Origin of the sequence: Bacillus sp. 22-7 (genome assembly GCF_010628845.1) — a bacterium.
Taxonomy (GTDB): domain Bacteria; phylum Bacillota; class Bacilli; order Bacillales; family Cytobacillaceae; genus Cytobacillus; species Cytobacillus firmus_B.
Genome location: NZ_NJQY01000052.1, coordinates 1 through 26501, shown reverse-complemented (window position 1 = coordinate 26501; position 26501 = coordinate 1). Strand labels below are relative to the sequence as shown.

General features: G+C 42.4%; 23 protein-coding genes. 9 read left to right on the top strand and 14 right to left on the bottom strand.

The genetic code is table 11. The features are described 5' to 3' along the window. Positions 1–161: 161 nt before the first annotated feature. Positions 162–2009, bottom strand: coding sequence for an asparagine synthase (glutamine-hydrolyzing) (gene asnB / locus CE058_RS24365; protein ID WP_163145310.1), 1848 nt, complete (start codon positions 2007–2009; stop codon positions 162–164). 157 nt (positions 2010–2166) lie between these two features. Here asnB and CE058_RS24360 point away from each other — a divergent pair, with 157 nt between their 5' ends. Continuing rightward, positions 2167–2730, top strand: a complete 564-nt coding sequence (locus CE058_RS24360; protein WP_048008486.1) for a DUF2777 domain-containing protein — start codon at positions 2167–2169, stop codon at positions 2728–2730. 105 nt (positions 2731–2835) lie between these two features. Here the strand turns inward: CE058_RS24360 and CE058_RS24355 are convergent, their stop codons facing one another. The 5 genes from CE058_RS24355 to CE058_RS24335 all read right to left on the bottom strand — a co-directional run bounded on the left by CE058_RS24355 (position 2836) and on the right by CE058_RS24335 (position 10652). Beyond that, positions 2836–5757 carry an EAL domain-containing protein gene (locus CE058_RS24355; protein WP_163145309.1) on the bottom strand — a complete coding sequence of 974 codons (2922 nt, stop codon included), beginning with the start codon at positions 5755–5757 and terminating at the stop codon, positions 2836–2838. Positions 5758–5949: 192 nt separating this feature from the next. Next, complete coding sequence (locus CE058_RS24350) at positions 5950–6306, bottom strand: YisL family protein (RefSeq protein WP_048008484.1); 357 nt, start codon at positions 6304–6306, stop codon at positions 5950–5952. A 448-nt stretch (positions 6307–6754) separates the two neighbouring features. Next, the gene (locus CE058_RS24345; protein ID WP_163145308.1) at positions 6755–7663 is read right to left on the bottom strand and encodes a fumarylacetoacetate hydrolase family protein; all 909 of its coding nucleotides are present in this window, start codon (positions 7661–7663) and stop codon (positions 6755–6757) included. A 66-nt stretch (positions 7664–7729) separates the two neighbouring features. Then, positions 7730–8917, bottom strand: a complete 1188-nt coding sequence (locus CE058_RS24340; RefSeq protein WP_163145307.1) for a DUF418 domain-containing protein — start codon at positions 8915–8917, stop codon at positions 7730–7732. 142 nt (positions 8918–9059) lie between these two features. Beyond that, positions 9060–10652, bottom strand: a complete 1593-nt coding sequence (locus CE058_RS24335; protein WP_163145306.1) for a long-chain-fatty-acid--CoA ligase — start codon at positions 10650–10652, stop codon at positions 9060–9062. A 200-nt stretch (positions 10653–10852) separates the two neighbouring features. Here CE058_RS24335 and CE058_RS24330 point away from each other — a divergent pair, with 200 nt between their 5' ends. From CE058_RS24330 to CE058_RS24305, 6 genes are read left to right on the top strand one after another with little or no spacing between them, the layout of a single operon-like run. Beyond that, a complete protein-coding gene (locus tag CE058_RS24330; RefSeq protein ID WP_009331280.1) occupies positions 10853–11074 on the top strand; it encodes a spore germination protein in 222 nt (73 codons plus the stop codon). Positions 11075–11087: 13 nt separating this feature from the next. Then, entirely contained in the window at positions 11088–11327 is a 240-nt protein-coding gene (locus CE058_RS24325; protein ID WP_163145305.1) for a spore germination protein GerPB, read from the top strand. Positions 11328–11357: 30 nt separating this feature from the next. Beyond that, complete coding sequence (gerPC, locus tag CE058_RS24320) at positions 11358–11963, top strand: spore germination protein GerPC (RefSeq protein WP_163145304.1); 606 nt, start codon at positions 11358–11360, stop codon at positions 11961–11963. After that, positions 11960–12136: a hypothetical protein gene (locus tag CE058_RS24315; protein WP_061792801.1), complete on the top strand. Its 177-nt coding sequence runs from the start codon at positions 11960–11962 to the stop codon at positions 12134–12136. Before gerPC ends, CE058_RS24315 begins: the two co-directional genes overlap by 4 nt. A gap of 7 nt (positions 12137–12143) precedes the next feature. After that, the gene (locus tag CE058_RS24310; protein ID WP_163145303.1) at positions 12144–12530 is read left to right on the top strand and encodes a spore germination protein GerPE; all 387 of its coding nucleotides are present in this window, start codon (positions 12144–12146) and stop codon (positions 12528–12530) included. A gap of 26 nt (positions 12531–12556) precedes the next feature. Continuing rightward, positions 12557–12775, top strand: coding sequence for a spore germination protein (locus tag CE058_RS24305; protein ID WP_035327074.1), 219 nt, complete (start codon positions 12557–12559; stop codon positions 12773–12775). 35 nt (positions 12776–12810) lie between these two features. On the opposite strand, the gene CE058_RS24300 is transcribed toward CE058_RS24305, so the two are convergent. The 3 genes from CE058_RS24300 to addB form a co-directional block, all read right to left on the bottom strand. Further along, positions 12811–13122: an HNH endonuclease gene (locus CE058_RS24300; protein ID WP_163145302.1), complete on the bottom strand. Its 312-nt coding sequence runs from the start codon at positions 13120–13122 to the stop codon at positions 12811–12813. A 154-nt stretch (positions 13123–13276) separates the two neighbouring features. After that, on the bottom strand, positions 13277–17029 hold the full coding sequence (gene addA / locus CE058_RS24295) for a helicase-exonuclease AddAB subunit AddA (protein ID WP_483297540.1): 3753 nt from the start codon (positions 17027–17029) through the stop codon (positions 13277–13279). Next, positions 17013–20519 carry a helicase-exonuclease AddAB subunit AddB gene (gene addB, locus CE058_RS24290; protein ID WP_163145300.1) on the bottom strand — a complete coding sequence of 1169 codons (3507 nt, stop codon included), beginning with the start codon at positions 20517–20519 and terminating at the stop codon, positions 17013–17015. Before addB ends, addA begins: the two co-directional genes overlap by 17 nt. A 146-nt stretch (positions 20520–20665) precedes the next feature. Between addB and CE058_RS24285 the strand changes: the two genes are divergently transcribed. Then, positions 20666–21817: an MFS transporter gene (locus CE058_RS24285; RefSeq protein WP_048011198.1), complete on the top strand. Its 1152-nt coding sequence runs from the start codon at positions 20666–20668 to the stop codon at positions 21815–21817. A 34-nt stretch (positions 21818–21851) separates the two neighbouring features. Here the strand turns inward: CE058_RS24285 and CE058_RS24280 are convergent, their stop codons facing one another. The 3 genes from CE058_RS24280 to fabG form a co-directional block, all read right to left on the bottom strand. Next, a complete protein-coding gene (locus CE058_RS24280; protein ID WP_163145299.1) occupies positions 21852–22391 on the bottom strand; it encodes a GNAT family N-acetyltransferase in 540 nt (179 codons plus the stop codon). A gap of 76 nt (positions 22392–22467) precedes the next feature. Then, positions 22468–23646: a thiolase family protein gene (locus CE058_RS24275; RefSeq protein ID WP_163145298.1), complete on the bottom strand. Its 1179-nt coding sequence runs from the start codon at positions 23644–23646 to the stop codon at positions 22468–22470. A gap of 55 nt (positions 23647–23701) precedes the next feature. After that, positions 23702–24442 carry a 3-oxoacyl-ACP reductase FabG gene (gene fabG, locus CE058_RS24270; RefSeq protein ID WP_048011195.1) on the bottom strand — a complete coding sequence of 247 codons (741 nt, stop codon included), beginning with the start codon at positions 24440–24442 and terminating at the stop codon, positions 23702–23704. Between the two features lie 244 nt (positions 24443–24686). On the opposite strand from fabG, the gene CE058_RS24265 reads away from it, so the two are divergent. Continuing rightward, positions 24687–25013: a hypothetical protein gene (locus CE058_RS24265; RefSeq protein ID WP_048011194.1), complete on the top strand. Its 327-nt coding sequence runs from the start codon at positions 24687–24689 to the stop codon at positions 25011–25013. Positions 25014–25076: 63 nt separating this feature from the next. Here the strand turns inward: CE058_RS24265 and lepB are convergent, their stop codons facing one another. Next, positions 25077–25631, bottom strand: a complete 555-nt coding sequence (gene lepB, locus CE058_RS24260; RefSeq protein ID WP_048011209.1) for a signal peptidase I — start codon at positions 25629–25631, stop codon at positions 25077–25079. 27 nt (positions 25632–25658) lie between these two features. After that, on the bottom strand, positions 25659–26282 hold the full coding sequence (locus CE058_RS24255) for a TVP38/TMEM64 family protein (RefSeq protein ID WP_048011193.1): 624 nt from the start codon (positions 26280–26282) through the stop codon (positions 25659–25661). Positions 26283–26501 lie beyond the last annotated feature (219 nt).

Sequence of the window (26501 nt, the reverse complement as noted above, 5' to 3'; positions counted from 1 at the left end):
GAGCCGAAACAAGACAAGCTTTTGACCTCGAGGGGGGCAGGCTGCTTGCGCTAGACAGTTATCGAAGTTTAAGATTATATATATATTTACCAATAAATTCTGCAGCCCGCTGCATACTTACTCCATAGCAAAAGCGGCAGTTACGGCTGCCGCTTCTTTTTTCATTCTGCAATATTTATATTATAATCCTTAAACCACACATGGAACTGTGCAAGGTGTGCTAACAGCTGGGGACCAGTCATGAGCTGCCCAAACCATGGTTCCCGGAATGAGTCACCTCCCGACTCAATAATACCCCTCAGCTGGCTGCTGTCAAAGAATTCATACAGTGCGGATGAGCGATCCTCGAGGTATCCATTGAGCATCTTCTGGACTGCAGCCGTATATTCTGGATTATGCGTTTTAGGATAAGGGCTTTTCTTTCTGTATAACACTTCATTCGGCAGTATGCCTTCAAGTGCTTTGCGAAGGATTCCTTTTTCGCGGTTTCCATGCATTTTGATCTCCCACGGAATATTCCACACATACTCCACAAGCCGATGATCGGCAAAAGGCACCCGTACTTCAAGGCTGGCCCCCATACTCATTCTGTCTTTACGGTCCAATAAGGTCGTCATAAAGTAAATCATATTAATATAGAAAAGCTCTCTCCTGCTTGCATCCTCCCTGTTCTCCCCGTCTAAAGCAGGAGTTTCGGAGATTGCCTGAAGATATTTTTCCCTAGCGTAATCCTTAAGGTTCAGTTTCTTCCTCCAATTTTCTTTCAATAGGTCATGCCGCGCTTCGAGTGATCTCATCCATGGGAATCCCTTCCTCTTCAAGTCTTCCTCTCTATGGAACCATGGATAGCCGCCAAATATTTCATCAGCACATTCCCCTGACAGACTGACAACAAAATCCTTTTTTATTTCCCTGCAGAACCATAGCAGGGAGGAATCAACATCAGCCATACCCGGAAGATCCCTTACATGCACAGATTCGATTAAATCCTCTGCCAGCTGCTTCTGGGTGATTATACTGCTGTTATGTTTCGTATTAAAGGTCTGGGACATCTTCTGTATAAATGCACCATCTGAATTAGGCTGAAACTCATTAGCCTTGAAATACTGATCATTTCCCTCATAATCTATCGAATAAGTGGTCAGTTGGCCCTTACCCTCATTTTCGTAAGCTTTTGCAGCAATAGCTGTAATCGCACTGGAATCCACTCCGCCGGAAAGGAACGTGCATAACGGAACATCCGAGACCAGCTGCCTTGTCACTGCATCCGTAAATAGGTCTCTTACTCTCTCAGCCGTCTCCTCAACATTATCCTCATGTGGGGCACTTTTCACATTCCAATAACGCCATGCCTTCAGTCCATTTCTCGAAAAGATCAGCGCATGAGCTGGCCTTAATTCATCAATGCCTCTGAAAACACCCGATCCCGGAGATCGTGATGGCCCCAGTCCAAAGACTTCAGCCAAACCTTCCCTGCCGACTTCTGCCTTAACTTCAGGGTGAGCTAAAATAGCTTTTAATTCAGATCCAAATAAAATGCCATGTTTCGTTTCTTTATAAAATAAAGGTTTTACCCCTAAACGATCCCTGCCAATAAATAATTGTTCTTTCTTCTCATCCCAAACTGCGAAAGCATAGATGCCATTCAAATATTGAAGGCAATTTTCTCCCCATTCTATATAAGAAGTCAGCAAAACCTCAGTGTCAGAATGGCCCTCAAACGAATATCCTTTTATAAGGAGTTCTTTACGGAGATCTTCCGTATTATAAAGCTCTCCATTATAGCAAATCGTATAGCGGTTTTGACGTTTTTCCCTAGTCATTGGCTGTTTTCCGCCTGCCGGGTCTACAACGATTAACCTTTTATGGCCCAATCCAGCATGCACATCTGTCCATATGTTTGTTTCATCTGGACCCCGCTTTGCCAGCGTATCCGCCATTTTGCCAATTGCAGTCGTTTCTTTTCTCAAATCCCTTTGGAAATCAATCCAGCCGGTAATTCCACACATATTACATCATCCTTTCAAAGCGGAATCGCATGGGCACATTTTTCATGATGCTATTGTATGCTGGGCCAAGAAAAAAGTTAATTGTCCACATTCATGCGGTTATAAAAATCGCCAAAACTGTCTAAAAAGAAGTTGAGGAAGTTAATGGAGGTTTTATATGAATAGACAGCAGCGAACAAAGCTTATCGAATATCAATCCCGTGCTTTTACAGAAGGCACTGTAGAGTATATCAATGATCAGTGGGTATTTTTTGACCACGAAACAGATGAAGCATCCATCTTGGACGAATTCCTCCATCAGGAAATGGAAGTGTTCCGCTTTAAACGCTGGAAAAAGGGCATTTTATTCGAGGATGGCAAGGTGGCTTTTGATGATGAAACGTTTCACTTGAAGAACCAGGATTCAATTCGGATTCGAAAGCATCTGGTTTTCTCACTCGAAAGATTATTGGAAGAAATGAATGATGACGCCTTCTACCAGTTCGTAACTACTCTAAATTCCATGCAATTTTCGGTCTATGACTGCATTTACTGCTATAACCAGCTCGCATTTTTTAATGATAAAGACAGGAAAAGCGGTGTTAACTTCATCGTTTTTGATAACCAGGATCATATATGCAATGTGCAGCATCACTTTTGCTATTATGAAAAAATGAGTGACCGATTTGAATTTACCTTAAACAGCGGAAAAAGAATGGTAATTGAGAAGATTTCTTCATAGAAAAAAGCGGAAAAGCGACTGGAGCTGGACAATAATCTGACTTCAGAATTAATATAAAGAAACAGCAGCCTGCCTTTGATGGCAAGCTGCTGTTTCTTTATGGTGCTAGCTGTGTGTTTGAACGTATTTTGATAGACCTTCCTCAAAATCTCTCGTCATAAGCGGCTTATGTATATAGAAGCCCTGTGCATAATGGCATTTCAATTCCTTTAAAAGCTCAATCTGCTCCAGTGTTTCCACCCCTTCAGCCACCACCTTAACGGAAAGTCCATGTCCCATTGTGATGATGGCTTTTACAATAGCAACATCAGATGTATTTAATCGAAGGTTATTGATAAACGACCGGTCGATCTTTAATGTATTGATTGGAAGGTCCTTTAAATAACTTAAAGAAGAGTATCCGGTTCCAAAATCATCAATGGATACCTTGACTCCGATTTCCTGCAGAGACTGCATAACTTGTATATTGTGCTCAACATTTCTCAGCATCGTGCTTTCCGTCAGCTCCAATGTTAAATATTGCGGCTCCATACCGGAGAGCTCCAATGCCATCTTAACTTCCTGGAGAAATCCCGGCTGCTGGAATTGATAAGCTGACACATTCACAGAAATGGAAAGAGATTCATAGCCGAGCATTTGCCAGCGCCTATTTTGCTGACAAGCCGACCTCAATACCCAGCCGCCAATATCCGCAATGAGACCAGTTTCTTCTGCAAGAGGAATAAATTCACCGGGTGAAACAAGGCCAAGCTTTGGATGATTCCAGCGGATCAGAGCTTCGCTTCCGTATAAATTGCCTGTTTCAAGGTCGATTAATGGCTGATAGCATAAATAAAATTCATTTTTCTGCAAAGCTTTTCTTAAGTAGCTTTCCAGCTCAAGCCTAACCATAGCCTGTTCATTCATTTCCATCGAGAAAAAGGTGACCCTGTTACCTCCCTGCAGCTTGGATCGGTTCGTGGCAATATCCGCATTTTTCAGCAGTATGTGCTCATCCGATCCATCGTCCGGATATAGGCTTACACCAATACTCGCAGTAACAATAAACTCCTGATCTGACTGAAATAAAGGATGGGATATTTCATCTAATATCTTTTTGGAGGCTTTCATAACTTTATCAACGGTTGCTTCCCTCGATAATACCAGGGTAAACTTATCACCGCTGAACCTTCCCAAATAAGAACCGGACGGCAAAACCCTCTCAATTCTTTCGGAAATTTCCTTTAACACCATATCCCCGGCAAAGTGCCCTAGACTGTCATTTATGATTTTAAAGCGGTCAATATCAATAGAGAGAACGGCAATTTTCTTCTGTTTCTTCCTGGCTCTCTTTAATTGCATTTCCAATTGTTCTGTAAACTTCATTCTGTTTGGCAGCCCTGTATCCCGGTCAAAAAAAGCCAGTTCTGTTATTTTCTCTTCAATTTTTTTCTGTTCTGTAATATTTCTGCCGATTCCATAAATGCCTACACATTCCCCGTTAACCGTAATCGGAATATTTTTCAGCTGAAAGAGATTCTTCTCGCCGGTTTTTGAATCAATATAAACATTATAATATTGCTCCTTTCCCCTTAATGCCCGATAAAAGTGCATCCGGACTCTTTGTACATCCAGATCGCTCACATAGGAAAGAGCTGTTTTTCCGATTATTTCTTCCCGGCTGTACCCGAAGGTTTTCTCAAATGCCGGGTTGACACTAGTGAAATTCCCCTTCAGATCAGTTGAATAAACAAAGTCTGCATTATTATCAAATAGAGACTTATAATATTGTTCTGACATTTTAAGGCTGCTGTTTAATGCTTTAATATCATCCTGAGAAGCATGCATTAAATGAGTTAATGAAGTAATCGTATTAAATTGGGCGGTTTTTTCATAAACAAATTCATTCTGCTGTTCCTTCTTTGATTCAGCACTATTTTCTGATAGAGCAAGGTATGTAAGAGAATGTCCGATCATCTGCGGAAGTCCGCCTTTACGGCAGGAAATTTCTCCATAAGAGAAGAAGCCGTTAGACGGAGCTATTTTCTGGAACATTGCCAGTTCTTTTTCCGTAAAGTCTCTGGCAAATTGCTTCCTGGCCATGCAATTGTATATAAATATGCTTTCAGGAGAAATCTGGTCAAGCTGTTTTAATTCCTTTAAAGACCGGTCAATAATGTCCTCCAGATTTGCATAAGCAAACGTAAGTGTTTCTCCTGCCTCAACCCTTCTGTTTACTTTAATTGCACCATTTTCAAGTAATTTTATTATAAAAACAGATACTTTTTCTCCGCGGTACTGTAAAAGGAACGGGAATTCAGTACCTGATTTCGGCAGTTCCTTAATAAAAGCCTCTCCCAAATAGCGTTTTAGAATAGTTAAAGGCCTCTTATCGTCCAGGGAGTAGATGATAGATCCTTCGGCCTTTGTGACAGTAAAGCTTTTTCCAATCTCCTGCCACTGATAATTTTCAAAATGACGCACTGACAGATGGCCGCTTTGAAGGGCAACTGCAACAAGCCCATCGCTGGTGACCCCATCTTGAGTAAAAGAAAAACCCTCCTGGAATAAAGCATTATCTCCGGCAAGGCCGCCGGAAATCACCATGTTTGGCTGGGTTTCATTTATTCCCTCCAAGAGGTCAGTGGAATCGACATCAAATCCTGCAGGAAAGATAATTACAGCTGCGGTATTAAAGATAGCAAGTTCCCGTGCCAGGGATTTGCCCATTTCATAACTGTCTTTAAAATCGCTCCTGTTTAACAGGAAAGATTTTAATTCCGTTTTTTCGAAAATAGTAAAGCAAATGATTGTTTGTTTTTCCGTAATGCGCCCTTCATGAATTTCACCGGAGGTTGAACAGCCTGCTATATGTGCAAGTGGAAGCTTATCTGCCAGTTCCTTTTGAAGTTTCGCGATAAATAGGCTCTCAGGGGTCCCTGTAAAAACCTGCACAAGCAAATTCGGGTATTCAGTCAATTCATTCAAGTCTATAAAACTATTAAGCTCGCTAATATTCTTATATAAACATATAATCGTCTGTGCCATAAAAACCCACCATCATAGTAAGATCATTAGACCCGCTGATAGGATTGGTCCTTATACAGCTGAGACTGCAGATTCTAATTTTTTTATCATATAGTTAGATATAGTTTTAAATTACCATATTTAGTGAAGTCATGACATGACAAAATTAGAAAAAGCTGCCTTTTCGGCAGCCTTTTCTATAAATATCCATATTTAAGTCATAAATGTTAATGGCAATTTAACAAAGCCTAAATATAGAACCAGGATTAATGCAACAATAAACTGGCCCCATAAAATAGAGGTTTTTTTCCCTTTGACAGTGCGGATGATAATCATTTCAAACATAGCAATTACCCAAATGCCTACTAATGACTTCAAAACATAAAGAAGGTCGATGCTGTTAAGGCTGCTTAAAATCCAAACTCCTGTTCCAATGATCAGAAGATAAAATAATCTCAAGATCATGTGAACCACTTTTAAACCTTTTTGTTTGCCGCTTTTATGCATTATAAGGGCAATAATAAATAGAACAAGTGCTAATAACCATGTTGTTATATGGGCATGTATCATTCCAGTGCCTCCTAATGTAAATTCGATATCATCATACCATATTGGCTATGAAATTCCTAAAGTTAAGATGCAGAAAAAGATTATCTAAAGGCAAATTTGTGAACTATTTATGACAAAGTGTGATATATATCATTGACATTCTTAAATTATAAAATAAATTCTTAAAAGCCTGTGTTTTTTACACAGGCCATCTTTCTTTTTATTTTTGGCTCTTTTTGTATAAATTGTTGTTTTACGCTTTTCAATATTGTCCATTGATTTCCGATCCAGGATGCTCAGCGAAACACGGGGCGGGCGGTGAGCTACTCCCGTAGGACTTTGAATATGCTACCTAGAGTAAACACCGCACAAAGAAAATGCGAATGCATTTTCGAGGATCTCGCACCTTCCACTACAATCAACTCAGTAAATTTAAATATGAATAGCAACAAACTTTGAGAAAACAGCCTTATTTTTCTATTAAATTCGTCAGAGTTCCTATATTTTCTACTGTAATTTCCACTTTATCTCCCGGCTTAAGAAAGCGTGGAGGCTTAAAGCCCTTGCCTACCCCTGCAGGAGTACCAGTAGCAATAATATCTCCAGGCTCAAGTGTCATGCCTTTTGACAGAACCGAGATGATTTCATCGATTGGAAAGATAAAGTTTTCAGTATTTGAACTTTGTCTGATCTCTCCGTTTACCTTTGTTTGAATGTCAAGCTGATTCGGGTTTTCAACAGCAGAGGAATGGACAATCCATGGACCCATCGGGCACGTGGCATCCAGGCTTTTACCGATAAAAAATTGCTTATGGCGGGACTGCAGATCCCTTGCTGTCACATCATTAATGATCGTGTAGCCAAAAATGTGTTCCGATGCTTTTTCCTTTGGAATCGCAAGTCCTTTTTTTCCGATTACAACGGCAAGCTCTCCCTCATAATCAAGCTCTGCAGTGACATTCTTGTGATTTAAGACTGTTGCATCAGGTCCTATTACCGTTGTTGGCGATTTCGTAAAGACCATTATGTGCTCTGGAATATCTTCTTTGCTCCCCATCTCAATGGCATGCTCGGCATAATTCTTGCCTACACAAAAGATATTCTTATCCGGACGGGGAATCGGCGCTTCCAATGCAACGGAATTGAGCGGGCGAAAGAGTTCTTCCCTTGCAGGATTGCTGCTTAGCCAATCTGTTAAACTATGTACTTTATCAATGAACTTATCCCCTAAAGCAATACATTCCTTCAAAGTCGCCGGCAACTCACTTTTGTCTTCCATTTTTTCTAAAGCTGCTTTTAGTGGAAGCACCTTTGTCCCGGTCTCGTCCAGTAAACCAACGCCGCTTCCTGTGCTATCCTTAAAAGTAACAAATTTCAATCCTATCACCTCATTCTATTTTTCACTTTTTTAGTATAATATAAATTTTCAGTTTTTTGGACAATTTTAACCTTTTCTCTTCCAATTAGGGACCTTCAAATAAGTGAAGCTCCTCCAGAGCCATTCGACCGGTCCATAATAATAGCGGGCAATCCAGAAGCGGCTGATGATGATCTGGAAAGCAAAGATGACCATAACTAAAAGTGTCCCCCAAAATGCAGAGACCTTCCCATAGAACCCTAAACCATAACTGTAAAAAATAAAAGTCGAGATAATCGACTGGAAAAGATAATTTGAGAGCGACATTTTCCCCACATATGAGAGCGACAGCAGGAATCCTGGTCCATGACTATTTTTTATCATCACCGCTATCCCTAAGCCATAAGCAATTGCCTGCAGCGGACCTCCAAATATGTCCTGCATGTAATCCAATCCCAGGTTGCTTACCGTTATGTAAGGAAGCAATTTGAACAATAACCCTGCAGCCAAAGAGATCAGCATAATTTTCATGAGGAATGCCCGGTTTTTTACTGGTTCCTCTAGCCATCGCAGCTTGGCTGCTCCTCCCCCTATTAAAAATAAAGGAAAAATAGATGCCAGCATGATAGGCAGTGAAGCAAGATTGTTAACACCGGACCAATCCTGGATACGCTGTGAGGCAATCTCGGAAAAGCTTCCATTTTGATAGGCCTGTAAAGAAGCTAATGCGGCTTCTTGGTCATAGATTGACAGATCTTCAGGCGGAACAAACAGAACTGTTGCAAATAACAATAGAACAAATAGCAGATTGGGAATGATATAAAGCAATATTCCAGTTAAAAGCATATGTTTTCCGGACATTTTTACAAACAATAAAAAGATAAAGCCAAAGATTGCATAGTTTATTAAAATATCCCCATGCCAAATAAGAACAGCGTGAATGATGCCTATCAGCAGCAAAAGGGAAAATCTCCTTGCAGCCATTCCTCCAAAACCAAGGCCCTTTGCCATTGCCCTCTCCCTTAAAATGACTAACCCATAACCGAACAACATTGAAAACAAAGGATAGAAGCTTGCCTGCACAAAGATATCGATAAACGCATAAGCCCCTTTATCTGCCGGACTGTCCCACCATTCAAAAGGATCAATGTACAGATATGGTGAATGGAAGGAAAGCATATTAACTAAAAAAATCCCGAGAATGGCAAATCCTCTCATAATATCCAGCGAAATGATCCGATCCTTCTCCAGAACCGGGCTGACCTGCCTGTCCATAAAGCGCCTCCTTCTATGTAAAGAAAATCTAACCTTAATGATAGAGAGCTATATTCTGCTTGTCCAGAAAAGAAATGCTCCAGCACATGTAGCTAAGCGCTGGAGCTGGACTGATAAAACATTGAAAAATTCCCGCTTTCATTTAATTAACAAAACGGCCTGTTTTCCCTTTCGATTCCCAGTAGCTGTTCCGAAGGTGGATTTTTTGAATTTTCCCTGAAGCCGTTTTCGGCAGCTCTTCGACAAAACTCACTCCCGTTACTGCTTTGAAGTGGGCCAGCTTCTCCTTGGTGAAACTGATAATCTCCTGCTCAGTCAGTGTATTCCCATGTCGCACGACTACAAAGGCATGAGGCGTTTCACCCCACTTTTCATGAGGCACTGCTATGACAGCTGCTTCCGAGATGGCAGGGTGCTCGTATAAAACCCCTTCTACTTCGATGGATGAGATGTTTTCCCCGCCGCTGATAATAATATCTTTTTTTCGGTCAACGATTTCAATATTGCCATATTCATCTACATTTCCCATATCACCGGTATGAAGCCAGCCGTCCCGAATCGCTTCCATTGTTGCCTCTTCATTTTTCCAATAGCCTTTCATGACCCCGTTGCTGCGGACAACTATCTCACCGATTTCTTTGCCATTATGGGCAACTTCCTCACCGTGTTCATTGATTACCCGGACTTCACAGCCGATCATCTGATGTCCTGCCTTCGCTTTCATCCGGTACTGCTGGTTAAGCGGAAGTTGTTGAAGATGAGAACGAATCGTTGATACAGTGCTTAATGGAGATGATTCGGTCATGCCATATACCTGTATGAACTCCCACCCGAGCTCCTTTTCCACTCTTGTTACAAAAGCTGGCGGAGGGGCCGATCCAGCTATAACCACCCTGACATCCTGCTCAACAGAAGGAGCAAATTGTTCATAATGCTGCATCAGCGAATTCAGTACGGTAGGGGCCATATGCATGACTGATACTTTATGTTTCTGAAGGGCATCAAATATCTTTTCCGGCGTGGCTTTCCTCATACACACCTGAGAAGCGCCATTTGCCGTGTAATAAAAAGGCGAACCCCATCCATTCACATGAAACATCGGCAGGACATGCAGCAATACATCCTGATCGCTAACTCTCAAATGATGCATAGTTGACAAGGCATGCAGGTAATTATTGCGGTGGGTCAGCATGACACCTTTAGGATTGCCGGTTGTACCGCTTGTATATAAAAGGCTGCAAACGTCATTTTCGTCGAGGACCTCTCTTTGAAATGGACTGCTGTCCTGGCTGCTGAGCCATAAATCATAATCGGTTTCTTCTGTATCTTCCTCTTTATAATGTACGAAGATCCTTTCCACAGTTCTCAGCTGATCTTTTACAGGAAGTATAAGATGGTAAAGGTCCTGATCTACAAACAGGATTTTGGATTCACTGTGATTCAATATAAACAAATAGTCTTCCGGCTTCAGCCTGATATTTAGTGGAACCATTATTCCGCCCAGCTGAAAAACTCCATAAAACCCCTCCAGCATTTCTACTGAATTGGGTGCCAGGTAAGCAATACGGTCCCCTTTTTGAATACCTGAAGCTTTTAAACCATGAGAGAGCTGATTAACCCGTGTGTTCAATTCCTCATATGTAAAAGTTCGATCATCTGCAAAAATGGCTTTCTTAGAACCGTAAAGGGATACAGCACGGTCTAAAAACTGCGTAAGTATTAATGGAACATTCATTTTACAGCACCTCACAGAAAATTTTGTTAATTTTATATTATCACAAAAATTAAAACAGTTTCATACTAATTTTGTCTGTTATATAACATTTTATCGTCGCCTTGAATTAACATACAACTGAGATATTATTGGGCTGATTAATCACATTCAGCAATTAGGCACATACGATATACAAGAAATCATTTTAAAGGGTGTTATGTATGCCAGCTATTGTGGGAGTCGCACAGGTCATATCAATCGGAAGCAGTTCTGTCTTCAACATTGGGGATGTCTATAAAATCATGCCTGTTTCTAACGCTAAGACCTTTTCAGGCGCTGGATCGTTTAACACGGGGGATGGCCTGAATGTTTACAATCATCGGAGCACAACAAACACTTATGATTGTGATGGCGTGGATCAGGGCAATTATTTCAATGCTTAAAACGGGTGATACTATGAATTTTTATATACAGCAATCCATTCATATTCATTTCATAAAGATCGGCGGGATTACAAACTCGTCCGTTATGCAGATTGGAAGTGCAGGCATTATAAAGCCGGCGTCTTATTTGTATAACACTGGCGGCTTTACCGAGCCTGCACCTGAAGCAGAAGGTCCGGCGCCTGCGGGGCCAGCAGGGGGGAGTGTTTTTCTGTCACCTTCCGTACCTTTGACTGGTGCGCAGAAACGATAAAATCATTTTTTTATAAGCGAGGTGGTGCGCTTGAATCAGCAATTAAATACCTATCTTCAGCAATTGCATGCTTTTGTAGAAGCACAGGAAAAACGAATACGGAGACTTGAAGCTACGGTTAAAAAACTTCAGGAAGAGACTGAAGTCCTGAAAAGCCGTCCGCCGATGCAGGTCGATCGGATTGAGTATAAATTTGACCAGCTTAAGGTAGAGTCTCTTGAAGGTACTCTAAATATTGGCTTAAACCCTTCTGAGCTGCAAAACATTGAAGATTTTGCCGTAGATAACAAAAACATTAAAGCACCTGTTTCGCCTAAAACCCAGATGAAGAGAACGATGGAAATTGAAGACGCCATTTATCAATATTTAGAACGGGAACTTCCGGAAATTACAGCTTCTGCCCAGAAGAAATTAAATGTCAATGTGGATGACTCATATATTGAGTTTATCAAAGAAGATATCAAAAAGCAGCTGCCTAACCGGATTGACTTCTATACCCAGCAGCAGGCATCGAATCGCTCCGGGCAGGAAAATAACGAAGAGATTATCGAGCTGATAAAGAAGGAGATTCACAATGGGGTCTATGCCTTTATCTCGCATTTGCCGGAGAATATGAAGGGAATGAATAAAGAATGAATTATCAGGTATATAACAGAGATCTGTGTGTTGGCAGTATAAGAGTACTGGGTGTATCCAGTTCATCTGTTTTGATGGTGGGGGATACGCAAACGATCCAGCTGGCAGCCACTTTTGATACACCCCCTGAGTCACTTCTGGTAGGGCCATTTGTGCCTCTGACACCGGAGTAAGCTGCCTATGCTGCAAAGAACATCATCGGTTGATAAGATCAATATTGACACCATTGCCTTTTCTTCTGTATTTGAAATTGGGGACTCATGCTTTATTAAAGGATTCTCAAGAGCAATTGCAGACCAGCGTGAAGCTGAGTATTTTAACGCCAAGGAAGGGAATTTTTCAGTCTATCCTGTATTCAGGGAACCCATACCTTTAATCCCTATTGAAGAAAACATAACGATGCAGACAACACAGCTCAATCCGATCATTCGAGTTCAGAACATTGATATTATCGGGGTTTCCTCCTCATCTGTCATTCATATCGGCAACAGTGGGAATGTTTCAATGGAATCCCGGGTCAAGCATATCCGTCAGGTATATCCCAAAAACAGAACTTCTCAAGGATGACAATCTTTTCGTAAAGGATGTTTTACATGCCAGCTATTATCGGACCGGTACAAATCATTAATGTAAGCGGGGGAATTGTTCAATTCGGAGACTCTCTTTATATCTCCCCAAAAAACAATTCCAAATCAACAACCGGACAGGGTGCCGCTAACACAGGCGGCTTTGTCATTACAAACAATGGCCTAAGCGCCAGTAACGTACTGGATACCAGTCTGGTTGATCAGCCAAATGTCGGCAATAACTAATTGTATAAAAGAAATTATGGACGATAGCAACTTTGTTATCGTCCTTTTGATTTTCGTTCATTCGACTTCCTTGCTTTTGTCAGCTTAGATGAAGGCTGCTTCCTGATCCATTTCAAATATTTCCGGATTTTATCATCCTGCTGCAATAACTGGATTGAATTCAGCCGTACAGCAAGCTCTGCATTCGTATATAAAGCATGAATCTGCTTATGGCAGGGTATGCATAATTTAGCGGTCGGCAGGAAGGTGCCTCCCATTTCTTTCGGCGTTAAATGGTGGACTGTTATATCAGTATACTCCCTCAGGCATAATTCGCAGGTTCCGGTTTCTGTGCGCTTTTTTCCCATGCTAAGCCTCCTTTATTTTTACATTACCCTTTATTTTGGGACGGTAGTAATCCGCGGAGATGTTTCGGCTGTGCGAGCCTTTTCAGCTGATGTTCACAATAAATACACCTCCTGCACATACATAAAAGCCGGCAAGTTCCCTTGCCGGCTTTTCCTATAACTTAATTGTATGAGCTCCATCAAAGAAAAACAGGTATCTTTCATTGACTTCCCTTTTTAAAATCTGCTCCAATGCTCTGGTGTACATATCAATTTGTACTTTGTACCTGTTTTCTAGAACGGGTTTGGCTTCAGCAAACCCTCCCTTATAACGGCCGCTGATTCCATCTGTTTTATAATCCAGGAGCACCAAACCATGCTCATCTTCGAATACACAGTCCACAATCCCCTGAATGAGAACAGGTTCATCTTCACCCTGCCAATCTGAATAAATATCCCGGGCAGGGAAAGATAAACTGAATGGGATTTCTCTGCGTACCGATTTAGCCTGAACCATTCTTTGCCCCAGCTCAGTTTCGAAAAAATGCACAATCAGCTGTGGCTCAATGCTGGCACGCTGCTCTTCCGTGAGCAATTCTTTCCTGACCATCTCATCCATTTTGGAGGATATCGTTTCCACTGATGAAGGCCTGCTAAAATCAATATGCTGCATGACAGCGTGCATAGCAGTACCCCGTTCAGCTGGAGAAAGTGATTTTTCCTGCATAAAGCGAGGCCGGCTGAGCATCGGTTTACTGATTTTACGGATTAATTCAGTACCGCTGTCTTCTTCAGAAAAAATTTCCCGCTGCCTCTTCACTTCCGAAACCGATTGTTTAGATCTGGCTTGAGCTGACCGCTTAAAGGAATATTTCCAGGAAAGCTGTTCCTCAACTTTATCCTTATAAGCCGATTCTGCCGGAACAGTTTTTCCTTCATAAACCAATTTCAGCAAATCCGTTTCGCCCTCATTGACTTCTTCCGGAAGAACAGCAGCTTCTTCGCTTTTAATTATGGTTATATTCCAGCAGGAAGGGTGTTCCAGTATATCACCCGGGACGAGAGGATCCACCGGAACTTCCCCTCTCAATGCCTCACACTCCCGATGCCGGACAAGAGCCGGGCCAATCCAGTCCAGATAACTGTTCGCAGAAGCCCTGTCATACTCATTCAGGAGCCAGTCTTTATGTTCGGATGCCTGCAGCCACTTATTTAATTTTTTATCTGCACTCTTGACAGACGAAACCAGGTACAGTTTTTCCTTCGCCCTCGTTAAAGCAACATATAAAACCCGCATTTCTTCAGCCAGCATTTCCATTTTCTTTTTTCGTTTAAAAGCAATTTGCGGCAGAGAGGGATACGAAATTCTCTTCTCGGCATTTACATATTTTGCAGCGAATCCAAATTCCTTATCAAGCATATATGCCTTTTTCAAGTCCATCGTATTAAAGCTGCGGCCAAGCCCTGCTATAAAAACATAAGGAAATTCAAGACCTTTGCTGCTGTGGATCGTCATAAGACGGACAACATCTTCCTGCTCACCTAAAGCGCGGGCAGCACCAAGATCATCGCCTCTGTCCCGCATTCGTTCAATAAACCTTAAAAAGCGGAATAATCCTCTGAATGAGGTTGCTTCATACTGTCTGGCTCTGTCGTACAATGCGCGAAGATTTGCCTGCCTCTGTTTTCCGCCAGGCATACCTCCGACAAAATCATAAAATCTGGTTTGTCTATAGAGATGCCAGATCAGCTCTGAAAGGGAACCCTGCCGCGCCATTACACGCCATTCTTCAAGAGCATCAACAAATGGCCGGACCTTTTCATATAAATCTCCCGTTTCAAGGGTTGGGTGATTCCGGCAAAATGAAGTTAATGCTTCATAGAATGAACCCCTTTTATTCTGGATTCTGATTTGTGCAAGCTCTTCTTCGGTTAGACCCAAAATAGGAGATCTTAGAACCGATGCCAGCGGAATATCCTGATACGGATTATCTATCACTTTTAGAAGTGACATCATAATCGCTACTTCTGTTGCTTCAAAATAACCGCTGGAAAGATTGGCATAGACAGGGATTCCCTGCTGTTTGAATTCCTCCATAATCTGAGGAGCCCATGTCATGGAACGAAGCAGGATGACAATATCCCTGTACTTGGCAGGACGTCCGGACTGAGTCTTTGTGTTGTAAACTTCTTTCCGATTCCCAATGATTTCTTTAATTTTAGAAGCCATATATCTGGCTTCGAGCTGTGACTGGGCTAAATCTTCGCTGTCAAAACCCTCATCTATGGATTCAGGTTCCGGTTCACTCTTTTCATTTCCCTCTAGGTCAATAACAGCAAGCTCAACAGGCTGCTCCTGATCCTCTGAATAGGGAGCTCCTTTAATAAGTTCAGCTGCCTGGTCATACTCAATTTCACCGACAGACGTCCCCATAATCTGCTTAAAGATATAGTTGGTCCCATGCAGAACTTCTTTACGGCTTCTGAAATTTCGCGCCAGATCAATTCTGAGTCCTGCTCTTTCTCCATCCCGGTCAAACCGCGTGTACTTGCCCAGAAACAGATTAGGCTCTGCAAGGCGGAAACGGTAGATCGACTGCTTAACATCCCCTACCATGAATAAATTCCCGTTCTCTTCTGAATCTGCCGTTACCAGCTGCAAAATAGCTTCCTGAACCATGTTGGTATCCTGATACTCATCAACCAGAACCTCTTTGAACTGATTTCTGCAGACAAGAGCCGCTTCTGAAGGCCAAAGCCGTCCCTCCTCATCTGGTGATGAAAGAATTTCAAGGCAATAATGCTCAAGATCAGCAAAGTCAACAAGCCCTTTTTCAGTTTTAACCTGATTAAAGCGAATGGAAAATGCTTTAACTAACGAAACAAGCTCTTTGATATGGGGCTTCATTTCCGCCATATCACGCATGAAGCTTTCCTGTCTGCGGAGAAACAGTTCTTCCTGCAGGCCGGTTATGATTTTCTTGGCCTGATCCCTAAGTTTTTTTGCTTTTTCGACCAGTCCTTCATCATATTCATCGCCCTTACATGTTTTGGCTCTGCCAAAAGACCATGATTGCATCGCTTCATACAGCATCGTCCATGAATCATTTTTCGCTTCAATTAGTGTATTTACAACATGCAGATCTGCGATAAAGTTCTCCGCTCTCGGAGCAGGTCCCCCTGGAAGCTTGGTCAGCTCAAGCCCATATTCAAGCAGCTGTTTGGCTCCTTTCAGCTGAAGATCAATATCCTCCAAAAGCGAACGGACAAATGGAAGCTGCTCAAGACTGCTGACTCCTTCCACATTATACATCTCAACAATTGAATCAAGATATTGATCAGGCGAAGGGTTGGAACGGGCAAAATCGTATAAGTCCCTTATTATATCCTGAAGGGCAGTGTCACTTCTGTCATTTGTAAAAGTGTCAACAAGTGCAAAGAATCCTTCATTTCCCTCTTTGCCGTATTCATCTTCGAAAAGCTCTTCGAGTACTTCATCCCTCAAAAGCTGTGCTTCAGTTTCATCAGCGATCCGAAACCCCGGATCAATATCGGTCATGTAGTAATATTTGCGTATCATCTCTAAGCAAAATGAGTGCAGAGTCGAGATGGATGCCCTGTTTAATAAGCTTACCTGTTTTCTGAGGTGAGCAGATCGCGGATTATCATTAATAGCTTTTTCAAGAGCCTCGCCGATTCTGTGCCTCATTTCTGCTGCTGAAGCATTTGTGAAGGTCACAACAAGCAGTTCATCGACATTAATAGGATCTTCATCCGCGATAATCTTATTGATAATCCTTTCAACCAAAACAGCGGTTTTCCCTGATCCGGCTGCTGCAGCCACCAGGATATCCTGGCCCTTGGCCATAATCGCTTTCCATTGGTCATCAGTCCAGGTTGCACCTTCCGGCTTAGGCGGTATGGTCATTTTCATCTCCCTCCACCTCCTTCTTGATGATTTCAATCATGTCTTCTTTTGGCTTAGGAGTAAATAATCTGTAATCATTTGTTTCAAGAGATTCATCAAATTGGCATACAGATTTATAGGCGCAAAATGTACATGGTGTTTTTTCCTTCATTTTATATGGGGCAATATCAACATTGCCCTCTGTAATCTTATTGCCTGTATTCCTATACATCTTTCTTACATAGCGGCGCAAATAATCAAACTCCTGCTTGCTTGCCACTTTAGACCGCTTCGAAAGGGTACCGTCCTTTTTGAACCCCGCTGAAATAATGGATGAGTCGCCTGTCTCAATAGTCTGGTCCATTAACTTGATTACATTTTCTTCTCCAAGCAGGAGGCCATTCATTTTGAATTTCTTATAGAGTTCCTGTTCGATATCCTCCAATGTCAGCATTTTTGATGTGCTGACGATTGGATTATGGACATGGAAGTAAAGGACTCCTGCCGGATCGGCTTTTGTTCCAATTAAAGAGCTGGAATGGGCAATTATGATGTCCAGATATGTCAGCATCTGCAGAGCAATGCCATAGTAAACCTCACTTACATTCAGATCCTTGGAGCTGGATTTATAGTCAATTACCCGTAAAAATGTCCCATTGGCATCCTGAGCCTTGTCTACTCTGTCAATTCTTCCGACAAGCTCCATTTTAGCCCCGTTTTTAAGAGGAAAAGCAAGCGAAGGAAGCTCTCCTTTCGGCCCAAACCCCAGTTCAAGGCCCACCGGCGAGAATCCGCTTGATTTGGCATGCTCGCTAATGACATAGGAAGCCCTGCTGATAATTTGCTCAAGCTTTCTCTTAATATAGTGATGCCTGTTCGAGCTTAAGAGAATTTCATTTTGAAGTTTAGGAGCAAGCATTTCAACTGCTTCTTTTGCAAGGATCTCACACTGTTCCCTCGTCATATCTGTCCATGAAAGTTTCTGAGTCATAACTGTTTCTGCAATAAATTTTAAAGCAGCATGGAAAAGATCCCCGATATCCGGTGCCTCCAGGCGGTATACCTGTCTTTCCCGCAGCCTTAGTCCATGCTGTGCAAAATGGGAAAATGGACAGCTATGGAATAATTCCATTCTCGAAACACTCGCCTGAATATGGTCGCCATATAATTCCTTACTGACGTCCTCACCAAGCTGAAGTGTCCTGTTTTCATAATTAAGGCTGGAAAGCACCTTCAATGCAGGCCTTCTCCACTGCTCATTTTTAAGGTAATAGTTATAAACATCCCACCAAAGGTCATAGATTGGATAGCTGCGTTTTTTGAGCTGAAGCTGTGAAGTCAAATACGATAATGCTGTATTAAGGTTATCAGCATACTCCAGCTGCTCTGTTTCCGGCAGCTCTGCCGGATCAGACATGAAGGAATGATGCCTGCAATCAGGAAATAAATCTCCCAATCTTTTAATATAAGGAGACGGCATAAGTGCTTTACCTTCTTCATTTGCCAATGGAAAGCTGATATAAAGTTTTTCTGATGGAGTAACAAACGCTTTATAAGCTATAAATTCCTCATCAAGCAGACGTGTGCGGCTTCCCGGCGCCAGTTTCATTCCGTTCGTGTTCAGCATTTCCCTGTCGTCATCCGCCAGCACACCATCCTCCGAGAATTTGGCAGGAAGTACTCCTTCATTAAGCCCAATGACAAAAGCAGCTTTAATATCGGTTAGCCTTGATCTTTCCAAATCGGCCGCCATGACCTGATCAATGGCAGGCGGAACAAGCGTAAAGCGAAGCGACTCCAATCCGGCATCAAGAATGGATGCAAAACGCTTAAGGCTCACTTCTTCTTCACCAAGCATTTCCACATATTGATCCAGAAGCTCCATAATGGAATTCCATGCTTGTCCATGTTCCCTTGACTTAACAAGGTTCCCTTTATCCTCCTGAGCCGTTTTCCACTTTTCAATCTTCAGAGGAACATCCAATTCTTCCATGTATAAGAATAAAGCTTCACACAAGCTGCGGCCATCAGCAGCCTTTCTTAAGCGCCTGTGCAGCCTTACTATTGGGCCTGTAATCATTTCGCGCAGATCATTTAACTCATCTTCTACTTTTTTCTCGGCATCCGTCTGGGCAACTGCTTCAAACTCGAGCCCCCTGATTCTTCTGTATGTCCATCTCTTCTTCTTCGTCCATTTGTCTCCTTGAATGCCATAGGCAAGAACATAGTTCTCAAGTCTGTCCATTTGCTCACGAAGCTTTCCGGGGTTTAATCTGGACGGAAAAATCAGCTCTGTTTTTATAGCTCTGAAAATCGGTTCATAGCGCCAATTCCCATTGATTATCTCAAGTGTTGACCGGATTAACTCAACGAGCGGGTGATTCAGCATGGTTCTTTTCTGATCAATAAAAAATGGGATATCATAGTCACGGAACACTGTTTCAATCATGTCATGATAATCCTGGCCGTTTCTTGCCAGTACGGCAATATCACGGTAGCGATAGCCATCTGTGCGAACAAGCTTGTTAATTTCCCTGGCAACGCCCTCAATTTCGGCTCTCCTGCTGACAGCCTGTCCAATGTGAATGTCCGCTTCCCCTGTAAATGCCTCTGCAGGCCTGCTGTCAAAATGTGCCTCAAGATGCTTAAGTGAAGGCGTGATCCACCTTTTTTGCTCGGAAAGGAGCATCTCTTCCACATCCAGCCTGTTGCGGGAAGCCAATTCTTTGATTGTCTGATAGTTCTCTCCCGGCATTCTGAATAAATGAAGCTCATCAGAAGCATTATTCTTAAACGGCTGGTCAAGCGTTAATGTGATTGTGACGTTTTTACACTGCTTCATCAGCTGTTCAACAATTGCATATTCCTGTGGTGTAAAGCTGTAAAACCCATCTATATAAACCTCGGCATTTTTTAGATACTCTGAATGGGAGGCTTTTTCCGCAAGCAGGCGGAAATAATCCTCGGAATCTGTATATTTGCCAGAAAGGGATTCCTCAAAATTTTTATAGATTATCTCAAGATCATGCAGCTTATCCTGGAGTGCCTTATTTGACTTCCCGCTTGCCGAGAGCTGATATTGCCTTTCTGCCAGTTCGTCGGGAGCTACACAATATCGTTTGAATTCGGTCATTATTTGTTCTACTTGCTGAATAAAGCCATTTTTGTCTGCAGCCCTTTGAAAAAGCTTAAGATCATCCTTTTTATCTTCAATGATTTTGCGGATTAGCATGCTGATGCCTACACTATTAAGATGGTATCTGCTCATGCCTCCCGTTTCCTGAAGAATTCTCCAGGCAAGACGCGTGAAAGAGTATACCTGGCTGCGGATCATTCCGCCAAGGCCAGGTGTTGTAATTAATTTATATTCTGAAAGGAACGTCATTTGTTCCGGCACTAAATAAATGATTGGATCTCCATCCGGATTAAACCGCAGTTCATCACGGATTTGGTTAAGGCAGTATTCCGTTTTACCGCTCCCGGAACGGCCTATCAATAAACGTACGGTCATATTTTTCCTCCTAACAAAGGTCTCTTTCTATCATTATTTTATCATATAAGCTGTTCAATTTTTCGAATGGGGCTTTTCAAAATGATGGGAATGACAACTTTCCTCTATAGTGGTTAGTGCATAAAGTATAGCGGCAGGTGATATGGATGATTTCAAAACGGGTCTTGATTGCAACTTCAGTCATTTTGACAGTTACAGGCATTTTTGTTGCCAGCAATATTTATACACTGATCCCAATTTACGGGGAAATTGCAGATACATTTAAAGTAAATGAAAATCATATTGTGGCCGGGGGAAGTCTTTTTGCATTTTTTTATGCTGCTGGCCTATTATTCTTTGGACCTGCTTCCGATACATTTGGCAGACGCAGAATTATTATTTCAGGTTTGCTTGCCTCTGCATTATCTACTTTTGCCGTCGGGCTCTCTCCTAATGCAGAGGCGCTCTATATTACCAGGTCAATTCAGGGAGTAACCCTCGGCAGTTTTGCACCTGTTGCCTTCGCTTATTCTTTTGACCTTTTTCAGCCAAGGAGCCGTACGCTTCTGCTGGTTTTCATCAACACAGGATTTCTTGCTGCAGGCATACTTGGGCAGCTGATCAGCTCGGCAATTACTTTTTATTATAAATGGAACTATGCTTTTTATTTCTTTGCTGTTTGCTATTTCATTCTTTTCCTGGTCTCGTATAAAATACTTCCGCCCGCTTCTCGTCCCTTTAAATCAGAGATTTCCACTGTTACTATTATGAAAAAACTAATAAGACAGGGAAGCCTGCTCAAATGTTACGCTATCACCTTTACTCTTCTGTTTTCCTTCGCAGCTTTTTATGATGCAATAGGCAGGTCTTTCAGGGGAACTATGGAGGAATTGTTCACAATAAGGGCAGTGGGGTTGATTGGGGCTCTTTTGTCACTCTTTACCGGTAAATTAATTGCGCGGATTGGGGCTTACTCCACATTGAAGCTTGGTTTACTTTTGGGGACAGTAAGTATTATTAATATGTTTTTCTTCAGCAGCACGAAGGCCCTGATAGCTATTTCCATCATGTTTGTGGCCGCCATATCCCTTCTTGTTCCCACTGTTATCACATTGATTGGCATGCTTGCAGGAGCTGACCGTGCAAAAGCCCTTTCTCTCTATTCTTTTATCCTATTAACCGGTGCAAGCCTTGCACCGCCAGCAGCAATGATTCTTCAATTTCATAATGTATTGTATTTGCTTCTTGCGTTTTTTCTTCTGAATTTTGTTTTTTGTTATTTTCTATCAAAAGAAGCTGCTCTTGATCTTCAGTCATAATAATAGGCTAAGCGCGGACCATATCCGCGCTTCTTCACTCTTTCCATTCCTTTCGGAGGAGGCCGTAGAGATACATATCATGCCGTTTTCCATCGCGTTCCAGAAACTCTCTGTAGCAGCCTTCTCTCAGAAATCCAAGGCTTTCATAAAGAGTCTTGGCTCTGGTATTATACGAAAATACTGTAAGCTGCAGCCTATACAGATTCAGTTCCCTAAAAGCATAGCGGATCAGGCATTGCATAGCTTCTTTTCCATACCCTTTTCCCCATTTGGTTTCATCTGCAATGGCTATGGTAACCCAGCCGGTTCTGTGCGGCCATAAAATACTGTTTAACTCTGCATAGCCGATTAATTCATTTCCTTCTTTTAACCTGAGCGAAAACCTGAAGGTGTCTTGCGGGCACTCATCAAGCCACTTCTTAATTTCTGTTTCCTTTTTAGGTTTTACCGGCAGAGCATCCAGATTTCTCATGATTTTTTCGTCCGCATGCCACTCGATTATTTTTTTGATATCTTCGTCAATAAACGACCCGAGAATAATATTTTCCCCTGATAATACTGTTCTGCTTAACACTTTATTCACTCCCGTAAAAATAATTATTCAGGAGATGGAATCCCTTGGATAAAGAAAGAGCTCCCGAAGGAACTCTTTATTCGTACGTTTCCACAAATACTGTAGCTCCCATTCCGCCTCCGACACATAAAGAAGCTATTCCTTTATGGCCTCCTCTTCTCTTTAACTCATGAACGAGACTCACGACAAGACGAGCACCTGTACATCCAATAGGGTGTCCAAGGCTGATTCCGCTTCCATTTACATTTACTTTTTCCCGGTTTAAGCCAAGTTCTCTCTCAACCGCCAAATATTGGGCCGCAAAGGCCTCATTAACTTCAATCAAATCAGCTTCTTCAAGCGACCAATTGACACTGGCAAGACCATTTTTAACTGCCGGAACAGGTCCTCTTCCCATTACTTTCGGATCTACTCCCGCAACAGAGAAGCCAGCAATCTTTGCCAGCGGCTTCAGTCCTCTTTCCAGAGCCAGCTCTTCCGGCATGAGGACCAGTGCTGCTCCGCCGTCATTCAGGCTGGATGAGTTTCCTGCTGTTACCGTTCCGCCCTTTCTAAAGACCGGCTTCAAGCTGCTCAGCTTTTCAGCTGATAAGTCCGCACGCGGGTTTTCATCTTTTGCAACGGTTACTTCTCCTTTCCGGGTCTTCACAGTAATTGGAACGATCTGCGAATCAAAGTAACCGTTTTCAATCGCGTGCAGGGCTCTCTTATGGCTAAGCAATGCCACTTCATCTTGCTCTTCCCTTGTGATGGAATGAATTTCTGCCAGGTTTTCTGCTGTTTCCCCCATCATGATATGATGGATTGGATCTTCGAGAATCTCCCATACTGTGTCGGTTACCTGTCCATGCTGCATGCGGGCGCCCCAGCGATGCTGTTTTAATACATAAGGACTGGAGCTCATGGCTTCTACTCCTCCGGCAATCACGATATCTGACATGCCTGATGCAATCTGCAGGGCAGCGGAAATAATGGCCTGCATACCGGATGCACACTGTCTCTGGACTGTGAACCCTGTTGTCGTATCGTCAAAGCCTGCAAGCAATGCTGCTGTCCTTGCTGTGTTCGGTTCATCTGTACGCTGAATGCAGTGTCCCAAAATTACTTCATTCACGTCACCGCTCTGTAAGCCGCTTCTTTCGGCAGCCTCTTTTAATACTGGAACAATCAAATCTGTCGGCAGAAGATCCTTAAAGGCTCCTCCAAAAATCCCGACTGGTGTTCTTACTGCTGATGTTATTACAACATTTCTCATCCTTTTCCACCCCTTTTATTATCTGATTAACGAGCACTCGCTCGGAGTCAGTTTATTACATCATAATACCGCCATCTACATGCAGGACCGTGCCATTCACATAATCAGATTCATCCGAAGCCAGAAACAGATATGCATTCGCAATATCTTCCGGTTTTCCCAGCCTGCCCAGCGGAACCATTCCCTGCATTTGGCCAATCACCTTTTCCGGCACTTTTGCTGTCATGCCTGTAGAGATAAATCCTGGGGCCACGGCATTAACGTTAATTCCTTTTCGGCCGAGTTCTTTTGCCCATGTTTTAGTCATTCCAACCACACCCGCTTTGGCTGCAGCGTAGTTTGTCTGTCCGACATTCCCATAAATTCCGGAAACAGAAGACGTATTGATAATTTTTCCCCTTCCCTGCTCCAGCATGAATGGAAGCACTGCTTGTGTACAATGGAAAACACCTGACAGATTTACATCCATAACCGCCTGAAAATCATCCGGGGATAACTTTGAAAGCATCCCGTCCCTGGTTATTCCTGCATTATTGATAAGGATGTCAATTTTTCCAAATGCTGCTTTTACAGCTTCCGCCATACTGTCTATGCTTTGCCTGTCAGCCACATTAACCTTAAAGAACTCTGCATTTAATCCTTTTTCCTTGAGCTCTTGAGCCCTGGTTATTCCCATGTCCGCGTCATAATCTGCCATGGCTACTGCGGCTCCTTCACCTGCAAACCTTTCTGCTGCAGCGAGACCAATCCCATTGGCTGCACCTGTAATAATGGCGACTTTATCCTTAAGCCTCATTAATTGCACCTCCACTATATGTACAAATATTCCGACATCAAAAACTAAAACAACTCCGGTAACGTGTACATTCGACAAAGCCCGCAGATTCTCCTGTATCCCCTGCAATCTATTCTCAATGTCAAAAAACATTCCCCAGTCTTTCAAGGGAACTGATGGGAATTTTTTGAATCGGTTAAACCTCAGCCAAAATAGGCTATGAAATATAAAACAATAGACAGTAAATTAGAAAGGGGCATTTATCATGAAAGTTGTTTATGGATTGATGGCACAAAACGGAGACGCCCAGGAGCTGTTATGGGACTTGGGAATTTGGGAAAGTGAAGAATCCGCAATGGAATACTTAAATGCCGAAATGGCCAATTCACGCGGAATTACCGTAGAGCCTATTAATATTAATGACGCTATTCCCATTCACCCGGAAGAAATAGAAGAAGAAAAAATGGTTGCCTGTTCCCTTTGCGGAATTGAATACAATCGTGAAGATGTGAATATGACTGACTATGATGAAAACGTGTGTGTGAACTGCGAACCTGAATATAGGGATAATCCTAATTTGCATGTTATCTAAGATTAGCCTTTTCTGCAAAAATAAGGGACTCGAAAATTCGAGTCCCTTATACTATAAGATCTGTTAGAATGACGCATCCATTTCATCAAGCGGCCAATAGCGCAGGTTTACTTTCCCTACAACCTGGCCGGCTGAAATAAATCCAAAATGCCGGCTGTCCCAGCTTCCGAGACGATTATCTCCCATAACAAAAAGTTTACCCTCTGGGACAGTTTCTGTGCCCGTCATCTCCAGCAATGTAAAGTCACCTGTCAGTTTGCCTCCTGAGATTTCTTTCCGGTACTTATCCAAATAATGTTCATCCACTTTCTTGCCATTAATAAATAACTCATCATTACGGTATGCAATTTCATCCCCTGGCATTCCTATTATTCTTTTTACAAAATCCTCTTCATCATTATGATGGAAAACAATTACGTCAAAGCGTTCTAAATCGCTGACCTGATAGCCGATTTTATTGACAATCAGCTTATTTCCATCCTGGAGGGTCGGCATCATGGATTCACCTTCGACAACGTAATTGGAGAAGAAAAAAGTCCGTATAAAAGCAAAGATGATAATGCCTATTGCAAAAGCCTTCAGCCATTCCGCTCCTTCTTTTCTCAATCCTTCCTTCACCATTCATCTCCCCTAGTACTTATGCATTTAATGCTTTTTATTCCCGCGATCTTTTTCTACGCTCATATTCATCTTTATTTCAATAATTTTGCCGACATACCAAAGAATGAAAATGACCAGTGCAACAATGGCAGTGCGAATTGGCTGTGTTATTAATGATCTGATATCATATCCGACAAAGCTTATTGTAAAAATCATCACTATTTTTCCGGTCAGGACTGCCAGCATATATTGAGCAATACTGATATTTGAAAGACCTGCTACAATATTGACAACCGCTGAAGGAGTAAACGGAAAACAAAGCAGGATGAACAATGGTCCGAACCCATGTTTTTCAACCCATTTCATAAGCTTCTGTACCTGCTTATGATTTTTCAAAAAACGGAGTATTCGTTTCTGGCCATATTTTCTGACCAGCAGGAAAACAATCAGCGCTCCTGCGACCGCTCCGACCCAGGAGTATAAAAATCCCAGCCAGAGACCAAATGCACTCGCATTTGCCATAACAAACAAAAACAGAGGCAGAAAGGGCAAAAATGCTTCTAGCATTGGAAGCAGAATACCCGGAAGAGGCCCAAATGAACGATACTCCCGGATTAAATCCATTATATTCTCTAATGTAAACCAATCTTTGAGCAGTTCAAAATCCATTAGTATCTCCTTGTCCAATATGCAGCAATACCTTAGTCGACTCGTTTTGATAAAGTGAAACTTCAATCAGTGGGGGGTCTTTATCCCCCACTGATTGTTAGTCGCGTTCTAGTGTCGCTAAGATCTCCGCTAGCGCTTCGATCAATCGACACTACGAACCCGATTGGTTCAACTAAGCCTCTGCATGCGCGTCTGCAAGTTTCACTGTATCTCACCAAT